General features: G+C 51.7%; 14 protein-coding genes. 3 read left to right on the top strand and 11 right to left on the bottom strand.

Annotation, left to right across the window (positions count from 1 at the left end; translation table 11 throughout):
* Positions 1–232, top strand: a 232-nt coding sequence (locus H144_RS34700) for a hypothetical protein (RefSeq protein ID WP_211220686.1), incomplete at its 5' end; no start/stop codon positions are given.
* 22 nt (positions 233–254) lie between these two features.
* A complete protein-coding gene (locus H144_RS33240; protein ID WP_019941616.1) occupies positions 255–1,337 on the top strand; it encodes a tail fiber domain-containing protein in 1,083 nt (360 codons plus the stop codon).
* Between the two features lie 4 nt (positions 1,338–1,341).
* On the opposite strand, the gene H144_RS0108420 is transcribed toward H144_RS33240, so the two are convergent.
* From H144_RS0108420 to H144_RS0108475, 11 genes are all read right to left on the bottom strand, one after another.
* Positions 1,342–1,677: a tRNA-binding protein gene (locus H144_RS0108420; protein ID WP_019941617.1), complete on the bottom strand. Its 336-nt coding sequence runs from the start codon at positions 1,675–1,677 to the stop codon at positions 1,342–1,344.
* 219 nt (positions 1,678–1,896) lie between these two features.
* On the bottom strand, positions 1,897–3,384 hold the full coding sequence (locus H144_RS0108425; protein ID WP_019941618.1) for a choice-of-anchor A family protein: 1,488 nt from the start codon (positions 3,382–3,384) through the stop codon (positions 1,897–1,899).
* A gap of 284 nt (positions 3,385–3,668) precedes the next feature.
* Positions 3,669–5,048 carry an HTTM domain-containing protein gene (locus H144_RS0108435; RefSeq protein WP_019941620.1) on the bottom strand — a complete coding sequence of 460 codons (1,380 nt, stop codon included), beginning with the start codon at positions 5,046–5,048 and terminating at the stop codon, positions 3,669–3,671.
* Positions 5,049–5,051: 3 nt separating this feature from the next.
* Entirely contained in the window at positions 5,052–7,214 is a 2,163-nt protein-coding gene (locus tag H144_RS0108440) for a glycosyltransferase family protein (RefSeq protein ID WP_019941621.1), read from the bottom strand.
* An 81-nt stretch (positions 7,215–7,295) separates the two neighbouring features.
* Positions 7,296–8,243, bottom strand: coding sequence for a D-2-hydroxyacid dehydrogenase (locus tag H144_RS0108445; protein ID WP_019941622.1), 948 nt, complete (start codon positions 8,241–8,243; stop codon positions 7,296–7,298).
* 11 nt (positions 8,244–8,254) lie between these two features.
* Positions 8,255–9,409: an ATP-binding protein gene (locus tag H144_RS0108450; protein ID WP_019941623.1), complete on the bottom strand. Its 1,155-nt coding sequence runs from the start codon at positions 9,407–9,409 to the stop codon at positions 8,255–8,257.
* A 190-nt stretch (positions 9,410–9,599) separates the two neighbouring features.
* Positions 9,600–11,981: a M1 family metallopeptidase gene (locus tag H144_RS0108455; RefSeq protein WP_019941624.1), complete on the bottom strand. Its 2,382-nt coding sequence runs from the start codon at positions 11,979–11,981 to the stop codon at positions 9,600–9,602.
* 27 nt (positions 11,982–12,008) lie between these two features.
* A complete protein-coding gene (locus tag H144_RS0108460) occupies positions 12,009–12,635 on the bottom strand; it encodes a HupE/UreJ family protein (protein WP_019941625.1) in 627 nt (208 codons plus the stop codon).
* A gap of 220 nt (positions 12,636–12,855) precedes the next feature.
* On the bottom strand, positions 12,856–14,526 hold the full coding sequence (locus tag H144_RS0108465; RefSeq protein ID WP_019941626.1) for an IPT/TIG domain-containing protein: 1,671 nt from the start codon (positions 14,524–14,526) through the stop codon (positions 12,856–12,858).
* An 84-nt stretch (positions 14,527–14,610) separates the two neighbouring features.
* The gene (locus tag H144_RS0108470; protein ID WP_019941627.1) at positions 14,611–17,493 is read right to left on the bottom strand and encodes a TonB-dependent receptor; all 2,883 of its coding nucleotides are present in this window, start codon (positions 17,491–17,493) and stop codon (positions 14,611–14,613) included.
* Between the two features lie 113 nt (positions 17,494–17,606).
* Entirely contained in the window at positions 17,607–19,100 is a 1,494-nt protein-coding gene (locus H144_RS0108475) for a M14 family zinc carboxypeptidase (RefSeq protein WP_019941628.1), read from the bottom strand.
* Positions 19,101–19,381: 281 nt separating this feature from the next.
* Between H144_RS0108475 and hisH the strand changes: the two genes are divergently transcribed.
* Positions 19,382–19,969: an imidazole glycerol phosphate synthase subunit HisH gene (hisH, locus tag H144_RS0108480; protein ID WP_019941629.1), complete on the top strand. Its 588-nt coding sequence runs from the start codon at positions 19,382–19,384 to the stop codon at positions 19,967–19,969.
* The last annotated feature ends 19 nt before the right edge of the window (positions 19,970–19,988 follow it).

Genomic DNA, 19,988 nt, shown 5'->3' on the forward strand with positions numbered 1-19,988 from the left:
TTTTTTGTTTGCGTTGCACCTGCCTACGGATCAGGAGGTTTGGGCCGGGCGGCCGGTGCCGTTCGAATCCCTACGTGACCACAAAAAGTATCGAGAAGCCCCTTTGCAATATGCATTGGGGCTTTTTTCTTGCCCACATGGCCACCAGGCGAGAAAAGAAATAGATGCATGTCAGATTTATGCATTGCCTTTCAGATCCGTAGAAACAACATTCGTTGTGACCAACCGATAACTTATTTTAACTTAGCTCCAAAATGATAAAATTATACACTGCAAATTTTCAAATTGGAATGCGTCTCACACCATTAAATCATTTGGCGGCATGGATCGTGCTGCTCCTTTTTTCCGTGCATGCCCAGGCGCAGGTAGGGATCGGTTTAACACAACCCAAAGCGTTTTTGAATGTTGCGGAAGGAAGAACAGTGCTGTTCGGAGCCGATACTGTGGGTTCTCAATCACCGAATCCAAAGAATTATTCAAAAATGATCTGGTATGGCAGCAAGGGCGCGTTTCGGGCCGGCGCGGTGTCTCCTTCCCCAAACCAATACGCTTATTGGGACAACGCGAATGTAGGCAGGTTTTCTTTCGCCAGCGGTGAAGGTACCAAAGCCGGTGGGGAGCATTCAACGGCTATGGGGTTTGGTACACAGGCAAACGCGGAAAGCGCAACTGCCTTTGGTGCCTGGACATTTGCAAATGCGGATTATTCAACGGCTATGGGTTCTTCCGTCATAGCAAATCACAGAGGGTCATTTATTATTGGTGATAATAGCAGTTGTTTGGGTTGTACCTACAATACCACAGCTGTTAACCAGATGATGATGCATTTTGCAGGTGGGTATATTTTGTATACCAGCAACGCCCGTCAGGAGAACTCCCCAGTCGGAGTACAGCTTCAACCCAATGCGAATGCGTGGTCAGTGATATCCGACTCAGCTCGAAAAGAGAACTTTCGTGCTGCCGATGGAGCGCTGTTCCTGGAAAAGATCGGCAGGATGCGGCTGGGAAGCTGGAACTACAAGGGGCAAAACATGAAGCAAAACCGCCACTATGGACCCATGGCACAGGACTTTTTTACAGCATTCGGGCACGACGAATTGGGAGTAATCGGAGAAGATAAATCCATTAACCAGGCTGATTTTGATGGTGTAAACCTGATTGCTATCCAGGCCCTAATCAAAGAAGTGGAGGCATTAAAGGCAGAGAACAAAGGCCTGAAACTTGCAGAGACGTCTTTGAAAGCAGAAACCCAATCACTGAAAGCGAAAATGGAGCAATTTGAAAAACAACTTTCCACAATAATGGCCTCCGGCAACATTTCCACAATATCGAAATAAGTTCTCAGCACATCCGACTCCCATTCGGCACCGTACCATCCACCGTCGTCAGCACGATGTCGCCATTGGCGTCCGCGAAGCCGGTGACGAGGAATTCCGACATGAATTTGCCGATTTGTTTTTTGGGGAAGTTGATCACGCCCACGATTTGTTTGCCGGGTAGATCGTCGATTTGGTAAAGTTTGGTGATTTGGGCGCTGCTCGTCCGGATGCCGAATTCGCCGAAATCGACTTTCAGTTTGTAGGCAGGCTTGCGGGCTTCGGGGAATTCGAGGACTTCCAGGATCGTCCCTACTCTCATTTCAACCTTTTCAAAATCCGCCCAGGTAATTTCTTGCATGTCGTGTTGCTGTTTATTTTTAAAAAGGCAACAGGCTGTAATGCATTCTTGTTCCGATTGATCATTCGGAATGCTGCACGATTCATACGGGATAATGGGCAATCGCCGGAGGCAAAGTGTTCTTGCGCTAAATTATCCATTGAATGCAATAGCAGTTCAAAAAACGGCCTGCAAATCACTTCGCAGGCCGTTTCAATATCAAAAACGCTTAAATGATCCCTATCTCGCAACCAATACCTTCCGCGAATCCACAGCCCCGTTAACACGCGTCATCGTCACCACGTACATCCCGGACGCCCAGTTCTTGCAATCCACACCCGCTGCCGAAACCGACTGCGATTCATAAACCTTACGGCCCGACAAATCGGTAACGGTGAGCAGCTTCACGGTAGCGCTGTTGGCCACCAGGATTTTGTCCGAAGCGGGGTTCGGGAAGATGGATACCAGCGCGTCTGAGTCCATTTGAATGCTTTGGATACTGCTGTATGCGAATGTGGCGTCGAGATCGACCATCTTCAAACGGTACAAGTTTTCGCCGATGGCTGGGTTGGCGTCGGTGAAGGTGTAGCGGATTTGCTGGTTGCTTTCGCCGTGGGATGCTACGGTGCCGATGCGGTTCCAGCTCTTGCCGTTGGCGCTACGTTCGATGTCGAAATGGCTGCTGTTCGTTTCCGCGGTGGTGGCCCAGGCGAGATTTACAGCCGCCTTTTCTTTTGTAGCCGTGAATTTCACGAGCGTCACGGGCAATACGATCGAGTTTTCTTCGAAATAGAAATTATGGAATTCGAAGCCGCCTTGCTGGTCGAAATGCCCGCCGACGATCGATTGGCCGTTGATCGAGCCGCCATTACCCGTCAAACTGGCCTTTGGTGCCAGGAAACTGCCGAGGAATTTGTAATGCGAAAGCGAAATCGAGGTCGCATTCGGGAAGTTGAAGAGCACTTTGTTGTTCTCTTTGTCGGCGCCGTTCATTTTCATGCTGCCGCCGTTGACCGTGAGCGTCGTGTTCAGGATATTGATGATCGCCGACGCGCCGGCCGGGATGTCGACGCGTATTTCGTCGCTGCTGATGTTATTGGGCAACGTAATATCGAATACGTTCAGGCCGGTGCTGCTGCCGGTGAGGGTCCACTGGTGGTAGCCGTCGAATGTGTACGTGCCGGTGTTGGGCAATGCGTCCAGCGCGCCGCTCAGCGCCCGGTAATAAAGCAGCAGCTGGTTATCCGAGAAGCGGATGTAGTCGAATTTTCCACCCTTAATGCTCGTGCCAGGCACCAGCAAACTTGGGAATGTAGTGCCGGAAGGTGCCGTGTTGTACACCAGATTTCCCCGCAGGCCCCAGTTGCCGATGTTGTTAAACACGCCGTTCACGACGAAATTGTCCGTCAGGTCCGGTGCGTTCACGCCCATTCCGCCCGTACCCACGCTATACCCGCTCGTGCCGAGATTAAAATTGCCGGCAATAGCCAGCCGTCCTTCCACGTCGCCGGAGTTGCTCTGGAAATTCCCGAAAATGATCGCATTGAAATTACCGTTTCCGACAAAGTCCGGAGAAAGGTACTCGTCCGGGATGGTCAGCCTGGTTTTGGTGTTCTGGGCCATCAAATGCTGCTGCCCGACTGAAAAAAATGCAATAGAAGTAAATAGTGCGGTGGTGTAGAATGTTGCGGACCGCAGCGTGTGAATAAGTTTGAAAAAAGTTTTCATAACATTTTGAAAGAGAAGGGATTGAGTAAATAGATGCAGGAAATTACACAATCAATCATGCATAATTCAAGAAAATATCCGCTAATCCCTCACTTTGGCGAAAACGATCGCCCGGAAGCCCAAAAGATGAAAAAATTCAATTTCAAACGGTAAATTTTGTTTGACGCGGACGTAGAAAATCCGGTAAGCGATCGTCACAAATCGCTCATTTTTAGGCCTTAATAATCACACTGGACAATACAAGGTATATCGTAGTGTTCTACGGTGACATTTTCCCGGTATGCCTACCAGCGGCACTGGTTCGGGCCGTCGATCTGGACGACGCGGAACGGGAGGTAGTGGTACCACCAACGGTATTCGGCAAACGTGGAGTTTTTCAAGTCGTCGATTTGCAGGGTTTTACCTTGATAGATCAGCGTACAGGGGATTTTTCCGGGGGTTTCTCCCGACCATCTTCTGATGAGGTGACCGAACTGCACCACCGGCACCAGGGAACGTTCCATGACGTCGGCATTGAGCTTCTGCCAGCGGGAACCGCTTTCCAGCTTCACAATCTGCACGCAATCTTCTTCAAAATCCCAGATTTTCGTATTTCGCGTGTCGATCAGGAAGTGATTGCAGCGGTTCTTTTCGGTGACGAGGTTGCTGAACATCGAAAAATTCCCGACGGTACCGAGCCCGACATAATTTTTCAGCGCCCAGAATGTCATGCAGGCAAACACGGTCGCCAGCACAGGCCAATTCTGCACCCGAAGCCGGTAAGCAGGTTTTTTGTTTTCTTTAAATAGTATGACAAAAAACCAGAAGGTCGCGATCGTGAATGCGACGGTTGAAATAAATGTGACAAACTCCCAGCTGCGAAAGCCCGGCAGCTTGAAACTTCCGCCCAGATGGAAGAATGCATTCGCCATAATACCGAGCATATAAATCCGTAGTGCCTGAATGGTCCGCCCGGATACGGGCTGTTCAAAATTGATCGTCGAGCCGGCGAGGAGAAACATCGCCAATGCGCTGAAATTCAATAGGCCGTGAATGCCGAGAAACGCGTGAAATGCAATGAGCAGGTAAATGGCCGGCTTGCGGGTGCGGTGCCAGAACAGGCCGAACGGCAGGGCCATTTCCAGTAATACGGTAAAAAGCGGGAACGGAAGCTGCGTGAGTTGCGGGGCGCAATGATCACAGCCGAGCAGTCCCAGTACCTGGCCGATCGGGGCGCTCCAGTATTCGTTAATGCAGCTGACGGAGGTGTTGAAAAAGTCGGTATTGAGCTTGTGAAAACCCGAGTAAAAGTAGATGCCCAGCGTTACGAGCCGGAATGCCCAGGAGGTAAGGGCCGGGGTGACATGGGTTTTCAGCTTTAAGAATTTCAGTGCAAAAAGGCCCAGGATCACGAGAGAAATGAAGAACTCGGCATTGGCGTGGTTGGGCTGCCTGGGAAACATCGGCGCAAGCCAGCAGAGCGCAATGGCGATCTGGACCAGGGCGATATACCATAACCGGAAATTCACCAGAAGGATCAATACGGAAATTGCCAATGAGCCTTTGGCTGTCCATAGGAAATGCGTTTCCAGCGCGCAGCTGAACAGCACGAGAATCAGAGCGTAGCTGTCGGGAATGAATGTCTTTCGGGGCGGTGGGACGGTTAACAGCGCTCGGATCGTCATGGCCTAAAACAGGATTTTCTCACAACTTTCCTGCTTCAACTCCACCAGGTGGAACAGCTCGCTGGAATAAATGCGGGCGATGTTGCCTTTCGGGATGAATGAATCGATGAGGGTAGGGTCGTCGGAAAGGACGTAGTTATAGCAAAACTTCTTTTGTGCGTTTTTGAGCGGGGAAAGTTCCTTCATATAGCGGATGTAGTCCATCTGGCCGGGGCGCTCCACCTGGTTACTGGTCGCGCTCCAGAAGTGGTAAAAGCCTACATTGCGCCTGAACATCACGCCTACATTGCGGTCGGGGCGGATGTGGGGCAGGAGCGATTTGTAGCTCAGGTAATTGTCCGGATTACTGAGGAAATAGGCCCTGTCGCGGTGCATGGAGATGATGTTGGACGTGCGGTCCTCATCGTAATAGCCCGCTTCTTCGAGCAGGGAGAATACTTTTGTGCGTTCGGCGTAGTCGGGCCAGCGTTTCAAGGGATGGCAGCCGTCTTTGCCGGGGAATTCGTAGTATTCGCTCAGGTATTTTTCATAAACCTTTCCCACCGCCTCGCTGCTCTGGCAAATGGCTATGGGAATGTGGCCCAGGGCCTTCCGCGTCACGAAATTGATCGATACGAGCTCTTTGCTGGGGTTTCCGTAAACGAACGGCAGCGACAGCAGCAGCAGCGGCACGATCAGGTACACGGCCTTCCAGCGCAGTTTCAGCCCATATACGCAGGCGATCATGATCGCACCCATGGCGAAGAGGGGCATTTGCGTGCGCGTGCTCCACAGCTGGAATTTCATTAATGTACAAAACAACAGGAAACCCAGCGCGGAACAGGTCCAGAACCATTTAATGTCTCGCTTGACGGGAGAGAAAAGGAGCAGGATGCCGGCGCCGACGATGAGCCAGAAATGGATCGTATTCGGGATCATATCCTCGTGCACGGAATATTTGACCGAAAACGGGTCGATACTCAGGTCGGGATCGTCGATGTTGACGCCGATGGCGTCGTGGAAGGCGCGGATCTTGTCGTCGAGGGCGCGGTTGAAGCTGGTAATGGGCAGGCCGATGTTCAGACCGGCATTTTTAATGACATTGGATAAGGTATAGCGTACCGAATGCTTGTTGGCAGGGAGCTCTTCCGACGCAAACGGCGTGTTGCGCAGCGGGCTCATGACGTGCCCGAAAAGCGAATAATTGCGGTAAAAGAAAGGGGAGAATGTGACGGCCATCAGCGCCAGCGCCACGGCCAGCACTTTAGCGGCATAGGCAATGCGGTATTGCATGAGAATGCGGACGCCGAAATAGATGGCAAACGGTATCGCGAAAATCAGGATGGTGTATTTTGAAAAGCCTCCGAAGGCCAGCGATTGCATCATCGCCACCAGGGCGATCGTCGATTTGCGTTCGAGCAGTTCGAAGCCGAAATAAATGAATGCGATAAAAAAGAAGCATGCGCAAAGATCGACCTGGGTGCTGGTACTCTCGAAAATCCCGATGGGGAGCGTCAGGAAGCAGATCGAGGCGAGCAGCTGACCATCGCGGCCGAGGTCGAATTTTTTGGCAATGAGGCTGATGCCGCAAATGGAGCCGATGAATGCACCGAACTGGATGAGCCCGGAAAACTGGTCGGTGCCGCTGAGCAGCACGGTATCCAGCACGAGGTATTCCGCAAACACATTGAGATACAACTGCTGCAAATGCATCGTCGGGAAGTGGTCGAGGTTACTATTGTAGATCCAGATCAGTATCCGGTTCAAATGGTACATATGCGAATCGAAGTTGTTCGGCGCGGCATAAATCGCCAGGAACAGCAGCGGCAGCAGGTAAAACAGTGCGACGAAGCCGATGACGAGCTGATGCGTTCTACCAAAACCTTTCAGGCGCAATGCAGTGCCAAGCTCGCTTAACCGGCCCGGATCGATTTGGCCCGAGCGGTGCTGGTAATAGACCAACCCCAGCATTGCCAGCGCTTCCAACGACCAGAAAATCAGCGCCGAAGTGGTATTAATGGCGTTGAAAAACGACGCTATTTCATTGTATACGAAGATGATACCTGCCTGGGCGATCAGCGAAAATATGAACGCCCGGCGGAGGTTGGTATAAAGCCCTGCCTGGGAACGCAGGAAAAAGATCGTAAAAATGCAGGCAAACGAAATCAGGAGTAAAAAAATACCCATACGTGAAATTGTATCGAACCAGGAAATATCAGATGCTCAGCGCGGAGGCTTGAATTTTAGTGGTGCAAAGGTACGCGATAATCACGAAACGACATTGCGCGGATTCCCGTTCTGGAAGCTTTCCAGGTTGTCGGCCACCATCTGCAGCAGGCGCTGCCGTGCCTCGAATGTAGCCCAGGCCACGTGCGGTGTGATCACGCAATTAGGCGCCGAAAGCAGCGGATTATCGGCCTTCGGCGGCTCGCTCGAAAGCACGTCCAGGCCGGCCCCGCCAATGGTGCCGTCGCGCAGCGCTTCGGCCAGGTCGCTTTCCCGGATGAGCGGGCCGCGGCCGGTGTTGAGGATAATGGCATTGCGCTTCATTTTGGAAATGCTATCCCTGTTAATGATTTCGCGTGTTTCCTCCGTGAGCGGGCAATGCAGGCTGATGACGTCGCTTTTTGTGAAAATTTCATCCAACGAGACCATCTTCACGCCGTCGGCGGGCGCCGGATGCTTGCGGTAGGCGATCACGCGCATTCCGAATGCGAGCGCGATGTTTGCCACCTGCGAGCCGATGTCCCCGAAGCCGATCAGGCCCATTCTTTTGCCGGCCAGCTCGGTGAGCGGCGTTTTCCAGTAGCAGAAATCCGGCGAAGCGGCCCAGTCGCCGGCAAATACGCTCTGGCTGTGCGTCTCCGCCCGGTTCATGATCGCGAGCAGCAATGCGAACGTCTGCTGCGCTACCGATGCGGGCCCGTACGCTTTTACATTGGTTACCGTAATGCCCTGTTTCCGGGCGGCGTCGATATCGATATTGTTGAAACCCGTCGCCATCACCCCGATGTATTTCACGTTGGGCAGCTGCGCGAGCGTCTCGCCGGAAAGCACTACTTTATTCACCAGCAAAACCTCCGCATCCGCGGCGCGTTCCACAATCTCTTCTTTGGCCGAACGATCGTAGATGGTCACATTGCCCAGCCGCTCTATCGGCGCCCAATCCTGGTCGCCGGGGTTTAAAGTATATCCGTCGAGGATTACGATATTCATGGAATGTTGTTTTAAATGTTTTTCCAACCTAATACGGTGTACTGCGTGCGGGACTGGTTGATACTACCGCCGTAGATTAAAGTCTTTTCTCCTGTACTGTTTTCTGAAATTTCGCTGAAAAAATGAAGGCCGGCAAAATGCTCGGTCATGATCGTCTGCGTGGATTTAATCTCGAAAATATCGTACAAATTGCCGTTTTGAACCAGCAGGTCTACCTCGTGACCGTTAGAATCGCGCCAGAACCAGTAGTCGCGGTGGAGGTAACGGTGTTCGTTCTGTTTGTGTAGTTCGGCAACGATCATGTTCTCGAAGATACTCCCGCGCAATGGATTTTCATTGAACGTCGCCGTATTGCGGATCCCCAGCAAATGGCAGAGCAGGCCTGTATCGTAAAAGTAAACCTTCGGGGTTTTAACGACGCGCTTGCTGAAATTCCGGTAAAATGGCTGCAACTGAAAAGTAATGTAGCTGCTTTCCAGTATCGAGAGCCAGGATTTGGCCGTCGGCTGGGATATTCCACATTCATTTGCGATCGACGACAGGTTCATCAATTGCCCTACGCGTGCGGCACACAGGCTCAAAAATGTACGAAACTGACGCAGGTCACGGATGTTGGCCAGCTCGGTGACGTCGCGTTCGACATAGGTCTGAATGTAGTTGGCGTAAAATGTGGTTGGATCGATCCCGCGGTCGTAAATAGCCGGGTAGAATCCATTGAGGCATACTTCCGGGAATGTATCGGACAGTAGTTTACCCGACCGCATTTCAGCAAAATCGAACGGCAGCAATTTGAAAATCGCGACGCGGCCGGCGAGTGTTTGGGTAATGTTATGGAGGAGCTGAAAGTTTTGCGAGCCGGACAGTATGAACTGGCCCATTTGCCTGGATTCGTCGACGATGGTTTGGATGTAGGAAAACAGAAGCGGCACCTGCTGAACCTCGTCAAAAATGACCCTTTCGGGGTATTCTTTCAAAAAACCCACCGGGTCATCGTTAGCAAATGCACGGTTGTCAGGATTTTCAAGCGAAACATACCGGTAATCTCCGAAAAGTGTTTTGAGCAATGTCGTCTTTCCGGACTGTCTCGGACCTGTGACGGCGATAACCGGGTATTGATCTTTATGTTTTCGAATAACCGCTTCAATATCTCGCGAAAGGAGTTCCATAAGCTTTTGTTTGTCAATGCAAAGATATGATATTTTGAAATTACATAGACTTTATTTTGAAATTACATAAGTCTAATTTTGAAATTGCATAGACTTTACTTTGAAATTACATGGATCTTATTCCCAATTTCCATAAAAAATCCCTTCCAAATCATCTTCGGAAGGGATTGGTATTTCAATGGCAATAACGCTAATTCTTTGGATCGGTGCTGATCTTTCCGGCGCCGGCGCCTTGCATTTGCATCGGGTTCGGGGCTTTTTTCTGCTGCTGCTGCTTGAAGATCTGGAACCGGGTCGGCTGCGCGATGCGGGGGAAAGAATTGTTTTCCGTGTCAATGTCGGCGATCTGCTGGTAAGGGTCGAGCGTCCATTGCACGACTTTCTTTTTCGTCGAAATCACCTTGTTGATCTGCGCGTCGTTGAAGCGCCAGATTTCCGCAGGGAATACCGCTACCGAATCGGTACCGTCTTCGAAGCCCATTTTTACGATCACCGGCATCGGTACGCCGCCTTTGTTTTTCACCGACAATGTGTAGAAGTTGGTGTTCTCCTGGATCAGCTGGCGCTCGCTTTCGGATAATGTCGACAGGTATTGCTCATATTTCTGCTTGTCGGCATCGGTTACCTTGAACGGATCGTAGCGGTTATAGAAATCGGCCATGGTCGAATCCTGGGCTACTACCGTTTCGCCCTTCGTTTTGGCGTCCTGGATTTTGCTCATCGTCATCTTTTTGCGGGCATCCTCCTTGCGGGCGATCTCTTTTTCGATAGCCGGGTTTTGCGTGTCGATGCTGAACCAGTCGACGCTCACCAAATCCTGATCTACCGGTTCGGTACCATAGAACCAGCCTTTCCAGAACCAGTCGAGGTCTACGCCCGAAGCATCTTCCATGGTGCGGAAGAAATCGGCCGGGGTAGGGCTTTTAAAGCGCCAGCGGGTGGCATATTCCTTAAATGCATGGTCGAACAGCTCGCGGCCCATCACGGTTTCGCGGAGGATATTCAGCGCGGTGGCCGGCTTGCCATAAGCATTAGGGCCCAGGCCGATGACGTTTTCGGCGGAGGCCATGATCGGGCTCAGTACCGATTTGTCGGACGACATATATTCCGTGATCTGGTTAGGCTCGCCGCGGCGGGTCGGGAAGTTGTAGTCCCATTCTTTTTCGGCCAGGTACTGGCAGAACGTGTTCAGTCCTTCGTCCATCCACGCCCATTGACGTTCGTCCGAATTGACGATCATCGGGAAGAAATTGTGGCCTACTTCGTGAATGATCACGCCGATCATGCCGTATTTCACTGCTTCGGTGTACGTACCGTCTTCCTCCGGACGGCCGCCGTTGAAGCTGATCATCGGGTACTCCATACCGCCTCCCGCTACCGAGTGGCAGGAGATCGCAACCGGGTAGGGGTATTCAAATGTACGTGCACCGTAAGATTTCAACGTGTGGGCCACGGCGCGGGTCGAGTATTGCTCCCACAGCGGGTTACCTTCTTTGGGATACACCGACATACACCAGATTTTGCGTCCGCTCTTGTACACATCGCTCTGCATGGCGTCCCAGATGAATTTCCGGCTGCTGGCAAATGCAAAGTCGCGTACATTATCGGCTTTGTAAATCCAGGTTTTCTTGCCCGGATTTTTGTTCTCGCGTTTTTCAGCCTTTTCCGCCTCCGCCTGCGTCACGATCATGACGGGGGTTTTGGAAGTTTCGGCTTGTTTGAGGCGTTGCTTTTGTGTTGCAGTCAGTACCTGCGCGTAGTTCTGGCATTCTCCGCTGGCTGCCACCACGTGGTCGGCCGGAACGGTAATGGCTACTTTATAGTTTCCAAAAATCAATGCGAACTCGCCCTGGCCGAGGAATTGCTTGTGGTTCCAGCCGTTCACGTCGTCGTATGGGGCCATGCGCGGGAACCAGTGCGCGATGAAGTAATTGGCATTACCGTCTTTCGCGAAGAATTCGTAGCCGCTGCGGCCATAGTATTCGGTGATATTGTAATTCCAATCCACGCTGAACACATAAGGCATGCCCGGCTTCAACACCACGGGCAGGTCGATGCGCATCATCGTTCCGTTAATGGTGTGCGGCAATGCCTTGCCGGCCTTGTCTTTCACGGAAAGGATATTGTAGCCATATTCCACCTTCGGGTCGAGGGAAGAGCCGCGGCCGGTGTTCAATGCGGCCAGCTGGGCAGTGCTCATGCCTTTTTCGTTGACGGTCCCCGTGCGCGAGAGGGCTGCGATACCATCCTTTTTAAACAAATTCTGGTCGAGCTGCATCCAGATGTACTTCAAATCATCCGGGGAATTGTTGTAGAAGGTAATGGTCTCGGTGCCGGTAATGCGGCGGTTGTCGTCGTCGAGCTCGGCTTTAATATCGTAATCGGCGCGTTGCTGCCAATATTCCTTTCCCGGCGCGCCGGAAGCGGTGCGGTAGGTGTTGGGTGTGGGCAATACGGTACCTAGTTGTTCAAAACGATCGTTGGCCTGGTAATTGGGTGAAGTGGGTAATTGCTGGGCCTTGATACTGAGGGACACCAGCAGCAATAGTAACGGGAGCAGCGCTTTTTTCATAATTGGTTGGTCATAAATAGTTGGTTGTCAAGAGTCCACAGGCATGCCTGCGAGTGTGCGGAACAGTTCGTTGTTTAGGATCAGCGACAAGGCCATTCCGAAAATGATCCCCGATATAATATGTACCCAGGTCAGTTTCGAAACCCTCAGCAGCTCGATCATCACGAATGCGATGACTAAGATAATAAACACGATGATGAGTTGCCCCAATTCCAGGCCGACATTGAAGCCGAGCAGCGGATTGAAGATCTCCGCTTCCTTGCCGAGCAACGCCCGCAGGTAGTTCGAAAAGCCCAGTCCGTGGATCAGCCCGAAACCCAATGCGAGCGGGTACCGGAATGCCGGCTCCTTTTCTTTCGGGGCGTATGTGTTCTTCGGCATTTTATGGAAGAAGTTCAGAAATGCCGTGATCAGGATCGTGACCGGGATCAGCAGCTCGATCCAGTCCGCATTGACATTAACATAACCTAATGTGGACAAGGCCAGCGTAATGGAATGCCCTGCCGTGAAAGCGGTGACGAGTACCACTACTTTTTTCCAGTCTACCAATGTGTAGACCGCGCAGATGGCCATGATGAAGAGAATATGATCGTACCCGTTGGAATCTGTAATGTGGTTGAAACCTAGTTGGAGGTAAGCCTGAAACTCGGACATTAAATTAGGGCTAGGATAAGTGAAACCCGACAATTTTAGTTGTCAAGACAAAAGTAGATAAACCCGAAGATATTTATTTAGACTGTGTAAATCAATAAAGTGGTGAAAATGCTACAAGTGGCTAGTAATTCTTACTAAGCATTTACAAGAAAAAGACCGGAAGCATCTGCTCCCGGCCTTTCTAAATTCTGACACCAATTATATAAGATTTTTGAATCGCTTATTTGTAGATGGTATTCTGTGGATCCCAGTTAGCCCATGTTTTGGTCCAGTCTGTGGTTCCGAATGCGCCTCTGAAAAGCTCTTTGGTGAAGAATGCATCAGCACCTTTGCCTTCCCAGGTAGCACCAGCCAAAAGCGGTGAAGTAGCCTGTGGCAGGAAGTTTGGAGCAGTCAGGCTGAAATTAGCGCTGTTGAGCAGGAGGGAAGCCAGGTCTTTGGTTTCGTTCTTGCGTGCAGCAGTATTGAAGTAAGCAATAGCCTGGTCGTTGGTGATCTCGCCTTTGCCCGTGATCGGGGTCAGATTGTTCGACAACACGATACCTCTCAGGTCAAGCTTGCCGTCCAGGGCGTTTTTGTACGTACCGGTAGCAGTACCGTCCAGACGAAGACCTTCCGGTGAACCCACGAATACCGAGTTCAGGATGCTGATCGCCGTGTTTCTGCGAAGGTGCATGGCCGACTGGTAACCGCCGCTACCTTTGATGGTCGCTGTCGATGGCGTACCGGCAGTAACGAAGTGGCTTACGTTGGCGAAAGTAGGCTCTGTCAAAGGCAAACCGCTGTTGGCGCCGGTTGCAGGCTCACCCGGGTTGTAGTTATCCGATTCGAAACCGTTAGACGCAGATTGGTCAGCGTATTCAGGGTCACGGAGTGAAAGTGCATATTGTACTTTACCGGTGAAGCCCCAGTCAGTATCGAAATCATCGTCGAATCCGCGGTAAGCGATCAGGTTTTTAGCATTTACAGTTCCACCGAACCATTCGTAAGAGTCGTCACCCGAGTAAGAAACCTGAATATGGTCGAGTACCGTGCCTGAACCCACCGAATAAAGGGTAAGTCCGTTGATTTCACTGTTTGCGGTAGAGCTCAATGCGATACCAGCGAACTCGATACGTACATATTGCAATGTTCCCGAGTTGTCGGCAGCGTCGGTACCAGCACCGATCGTTCCGCGGATACCACCTTCGAATGCAGTGGAAGCAGGACGGTTGTTAGGTGCTTTACCGATCAATACGATACCGCCCCAGTCGCCATAGCTGCGCTTGCCGGGATCGTTGGCAGATGTGAATACGATAGGCTCTTCGGCAGTACCTACGGCCATCAGTTTCGCACCGGCTTCGATGATCAATGCACCGCCTTTACCGGATGCATTAGGATCGGCATCTTTGCCGGCGCCTTTGATGATCGTTCCTTTTTCGATAGTCAGCGTGTTGCCTGCTGTTACATATACAAAGCCTTTCAGAAGATACAGCTTGTCTTTGGTCCAGTTGGTGTTTGCTTTGATTTCACCGGTTACCTCTACCACCGTGCGGTCGGAAATGGTGAAGCTGGTAGTGCTTTTCACAGTTGCGCCGCCCGACGTCACGGTGATCACCCCGGCGGTGGCGCCGGCTGGTACGGTTACTTCGAGTGAAGTAGTCGTAGCCGCTGTTACGGTTGCCGGTGTGGTGTTGAACAATACCGTGTTGTTCGCGGGGGTAGGGTCAAACTTCGTACCTGTAATCGTTACTTTGGTCCCTACCGGTCCTGATGCCGGGGCAATGGCAGTCACAGTCAATACCGGTTGCGGTGTTGTGTCGGGCTCGTCGTCGTTGTCGCAAGCCGACATGCCTGCCACCAGACCTGCCAGAAGGAGCAATGAGTACAGTTTGTTTTTTAAGCTAATCATAGTGAATTCAAGTTTGTTTGCAATTGGTTGTTGTTTGGATTGGTTTACTGGTATGAACCGGCGCGCGCCGGCACTGCGATTGAATTATGGTATGATTGTTCTTCTTCCGAAATTATAGGCAGCGGTAAGGGTGAAGTAGCTGCCGCGTCTGAACTTGCGGATATCCTGGTCGGCATTCGGGCCTTTGGTGGTTACGTCGCTGCCGATTTTACCGTCATGGTTGAAATCCTGCGAGAAACGCACCGGCTGGTTCAGGAGGTCCTGGATACCCAGGCGCAGTTCGAGGTTGTTTTTGAATTTCTTGCTGATGTTCAGGTCGATCACGTTGCGCGGCATCTCGTAAACAGTCGGGTTATCCACATTACCCACGGCGAAAATGCGCTGTCCGAACACGTTGTAGAGCACGTTCCACTGCCATCCGCCCGGCTCGGCGTAGTACACACCTGCATTCACGAGGTAGGGCGACTGGTTGGCCATCGGGCGTTTGCTGTCGGTAATGCCGGTCAGGTCGTATTTTTGAATAGCACCGCTCAAATCCGGTCCTTCCACTACCTGGCCGAGGTCTACGCTGCTTTTGATCAATGAAGCATTCGCTACCAATGTCAGGTTTTGCAGGAAAGTGCTCGAAGCCTGCGCGAACCCTTTGCGGATTTCGGCTTCAACCCCGTAGCTCTGGCCGGTTCCGGCGTTGATGAAGGTGTAGGCCAATCCGTTTCCGGTAGGGATGAGGAACGTCTCGATCGGGTTTTTGAAGTGTTTGTAAAAACCGGTCAATGAGATCAGCTCGTTCTGGGTCGGGTAAAACTCCCATTTGGCGTCGATGTTCTGGATTTTCGCGGTTTTAAGGGCGGTGTTACCACGGATATCGGCCAAAAGGTTGAAATCGAAGTAGGTAAATGGTGCCATTTCACGGAACTCGGCACGGTTAAGGGTCGAGGAATAGGCCAGACGCAGGTTTTGTTTTTCGCTCAGCTTGTACGTGAAGTTCATGGACGGAAGCGGGATGAACACGATGTTGTTCACCAGTTCCTGACGTTGGTTCACAATCGTCGAATGCAGCTGCTGGTTGTTGTATTCACCGCGGAAGCCGAGGGTCAGGATCGCTTTCGAACCGAAATTCACGTCGCCGCTCAGGTAAGCCGCGTAGTAGTTGTTGATACCGTTATAAGAGTCCAGGTCTTTGGTGCCGTCCTTGATGGTCAGGCCACCGTCTACGCCGGTAACGTTTTGAGGAGTGAAAATCGAGCCGACGTCGCCGCGGAGGATTTCAGAAGCATTGCCGACATTGGTATAACCATAAAAGCGGGCGGAGTAGTCACGGTCCTTGCGCTCGCCATACACCCCGAAGCGGATTTTGTTAGGCTCGCGGTCAACAGGGTTGCCGAAAGTATGCTCGCCATTCACCGCCAGGGTTACTACGCGTTCGTTGAGTTTGGAGTAGAAGCGGCCGAGGTCGATCGGGTTCGGGTCGATAGGTGCCACAGCCTGGTAGGGAGCTTCTTCACTGCCTGGCTCGGCAGATCTGCGCTGGAAACGGATTCTTTTCCAGTCCGGCTCCCAGCGGCCGGTGTAGCCGAAGCCGGTGATCCAGTTCAATTTTGTCAGATCGCCGAGTTTGTGGTCGCCGGAAACCTGTGTGGTCACAATGCTGCGGTTTTCAAAACGCTGCGAGTAGTTTTTTACATCATACCCGTCCACCACACGCTGGCCTTCGCGGGCAACGGTTTCGGTGTTGCCCATTTGGTTGAACAACGTCTTCCATTCGAGGTTGAAAACAGGGGAGAAGCGGAATGTCCAGTTGTGGAGCACGCCGATACGCGTCTGGCGTGAGTAGTTGGAGTCTTTATATTGCTCAAAAACGTCGTTCGCATTCAGCCCATTCTGGTACAGTTTCAGGTCGATGTCTGAAACCTGGTTGGTCATCGAGTAGTTGATGTTCGTGATGTTGCTCACGTCCACATTGCCGATGTCGAAACGGCGGCCGAGGTTGAATGCAAGGCGTACGTCAGGCGAAACGTTCACGTTTTTCATTGCCCAGCTGTTAGGCAGGATCCTTCCGTAACCGGCTCTTTCAGCTGAGCTCAGGGTATTGAAGTCGGCGGAGCGTTTCGGAAATGCGCTGGAAAGCGTCTGGTCCGCACCCCACAAGCCCAGCCAGTTGGCGCCGCTGCGGGTGTGTGACTGTACATTCTGGAATGTCGTATTCGCACGATAACCTACGGTGAGGGCACCGTCTGTGAAGTTCTGGTCGGGACGACGTTTGGTATAAATCTTAATCACACCACCTGCAAAGTCGCCGGGAGATTCGGCCGAGCCGGATTTGTACACGATCATACGATCAATGATGTTGCTCGGGATAAGGTCGAAAGAGAATGAACGCGTGTCTACTTCGGTTGAGGGCGTGATCACGTCGTTGATGAGCACCGCATTGTAGCGCGAGCCCAGCCCGCGAATCATGACGAAACGGTTTTCAACAATGCTGATACCCGGTACCCGGCGGATAGCCGCAGCGGCGTCACGGTCCTGAGATTTCTGGATCTGCGCTGCCGAAATACCTACGGCGATCGGTTTAAGCTGCTTGATTTCGCTGATAACCGCCACTTCGGTGTTGGTAGCACGGGCGCCGCGAACGACAACCTCCTGCAATGCTTTGCCTTCCTCGTCCAGCTCGGTGTCGATCACCGTGGTATTACCCGACTCCACCCGCACGTTCGGGATGGTTTTGGTCTGGTAGGAAACGAAGGAGATAATGATATTGTGGTTGCCGACCGGAACATTGGAAAGTACAAAATTACCGTCGATGTCGGCAGCGGCACCGATCTGGGTGCCTTCTATCAGAACGGAGGCCCCGATGAGAGGCTCCTTGTTTTTAGCGTCTTTGATTGATCCGCGGATCGTGCCGGGGTCTGCAAATGCCGTGATGACGGCAGTGAGGGTGAACAGCAGTGTAAACAGTTTGGTTTTCATCTTCAGGTGTCAAATTTTCGACACAAAAGTAGATCGCCAATGTTACCCCAATGTTAACCCTATGTTACGCGTCAATTATTTAAAAATTGTACTTTTACTTAAAAATCAGCCGCTTACTCAACGATTCCTTGTCCTTTTTCGGTATTGAAATCATCAAGGTCGTGCACGAAACCGTTGATGACGGCATACTTGACCTTACCGGCCTTTTTGAGGATAAATGTGGCCGTATTGCCCAATCCAGGTGTGCCGGACGGTGCCGTCTGACCGCTCCGCAGTATATGTAAAGGCGTCGTGGTAAAGTAAAGTCCGAGTGCCCGCGTGTTCGAATCGGCCGCCAGGCGCACGTAGGTGTAACCTTCCTTCAGGAGGTTCAATGCATTGAGTTTGCTGATCTCGCTCACATTCCTGAAGGCGGTAGGATATACTTTCCCTTTCTCGATCGTCAGGCCCGTAGCGTCTACTTCCTGGCTGCCGAATTGGGGGTGTAAATCTCCGAAATCTTCAATTTTGCTGTAATAGAAGAACTTGGTCGCATTGGCATAACTTACCTCATTACGATTTATCCCAAGGTCCGTTGTGAATGATTTTCCGGCCTGGCGCACTGTTGCATTGCGTACGACGAGGTCGTACACCCAGCGGCCGTTTTCTGGAATATCATAATACTCCTCGCGGTTCTCTTTGGTCAGGGAGTTGTCGGCAATTTTGTCCAACGCAGACAGGATCGCCATGAAGTTGAGCTGGCGGATATACTGTTTCTCCGGATCGCCCACATAACCGCCCGATTCGATCAGGACCAGTGTAGTGCCCCATTTTTGCACATTATCGCCGAAGCCGCGCGGCTCGTGGTCGTCGGCGTAGCGGGCTACCTGGCCTGGAATATACTTTTGCAGGACCTTGTTCATCCCCACGATCAGCTGCATCGAGCGCTGACGTACATCGTTGACGGACAGCTCGTAATCGTAGGAAGTAGCCAGGAAAGAGATCGTCGCCACTTTCGCGCTGCGGCCGGCAGAGTAGCGTGGGCTCTGGTCGTGGAGGTTGAAACCGTAATCCGGTTTCAGGCGGTCCACGAGACCTTTCAGGATTTGCGCCTCAGGCGTCTGGCGTGCGGCGGCGTCGCGGTTCATGTCGATGCCCTGGGCCGTGCGGCGCTGGTATCTTTCCGCACCGTCGGGGTTGAGCATAGGTACGAAATACAGGGTGGTATTGTCGAGCAATTTCCTCCGGAGCTCGTCAAAACCATCGTTTTTGCCTTCGAGGAAATTGAAAATATCGAAGCTCGCCATCGTTGCGGTAGGCTCGTCGCCATGCATTTGCGTCCATAGCAGCACTTTTTTCTTGCCATTACCGACTTTGATCATCTGAATGCCCCTTCCTTCGAAAGAATCGCCTACTTTTTCGATCTGGTACAATGCGTTGCCTTGTCGCCTGGAAATCAGCGGCAGAATGTCTTTTTGCTTGAAACGGCGCTGGGTGAGGACCGCTTCGCGGTAGGTTTCGTGAACTTTGAACAGGCGGTCGGCCAGGTCTTTGGTTTGTGCCTGGGAATCAACGGTAATCAAGGTAATGAGCAGGAAAAATAGTGGCAGAATAATTGGTCTGGTCATGGTTCAGGGCCATTTGTTAACCGCAAGGTACGAAGAAATCTCTAAGCAAATTTTAATGTAATATTTACGCCCATCTTATCCTCTTATTGTAAATTTTACTTACATTTGTGCCATGTTAACAGCTGAAACATATCATTTGCATCATGGCCTTTTGGCTTTCGGACGTCTAGGGTGATGTGTTTTTGCAAGTAGTGTTGTAATAAGGTTGAATACATAGTATCCCCAGAAGCCCGATTGTTAAGATCGGGCTTTTTTGTTGTCGATTTCAAGCACAAATTGGAATGAAAACCGTCATTATCAAATACAACGCAGGCAATGTGCAGTCGGTCATGTATGCGCTCGACCGCATCGGCGCGAGCTACCTATACACCGACGACGAAGCCGAAATCCGCTCCGCCGACAAGGTAATTTTCCCGGGCGTAGGCGAGGCCAGCACCACCATGAACTATCTCCGTCATGTGGGACTCGACAAGGTGATACCGTCGCTGAAACAGCCCGTGTTCGGGACCTGCGTGGGCATGCAGCTGATGTGCCGGTTTTCCGAAGAGAACCATACCGAATGCATGGGCATTTTCGATGTGGATGTAAAGCGCTTCCCGGCGGATGCGGGCCTGAAAGTGCCGCATATGGGCTGGAATAATATTTCCAACTACCAATCGCCGCTTACCGCCGGCCTGCCCGACAATGCTTACGTGTATTTCGTACACAGCTATGCGGCACCGGTTTGCGAATATACCGTCGCGAGCTGCGATTATGCATTGCCGTTCAGCGCGATGCTGCATAAGGACAACTTTTACGCGGCCCAGTTCCACTGCGAGATCAGCGGGAATGCCGGCCAGCAAATTCTCGAAAATTTCCTCAAACTCTGATAACCGCCTGCCCCGAACC

The organism is Dyadobacter beijingensis DSM 21582 (genome assembly GCF_000382205.1).
GTDB lineage: Bacteria > Bacteroidota > Bacteroidia > Cytophagales > Spirosomataceae > Dyadobacter > Dyadobacter beijingensis.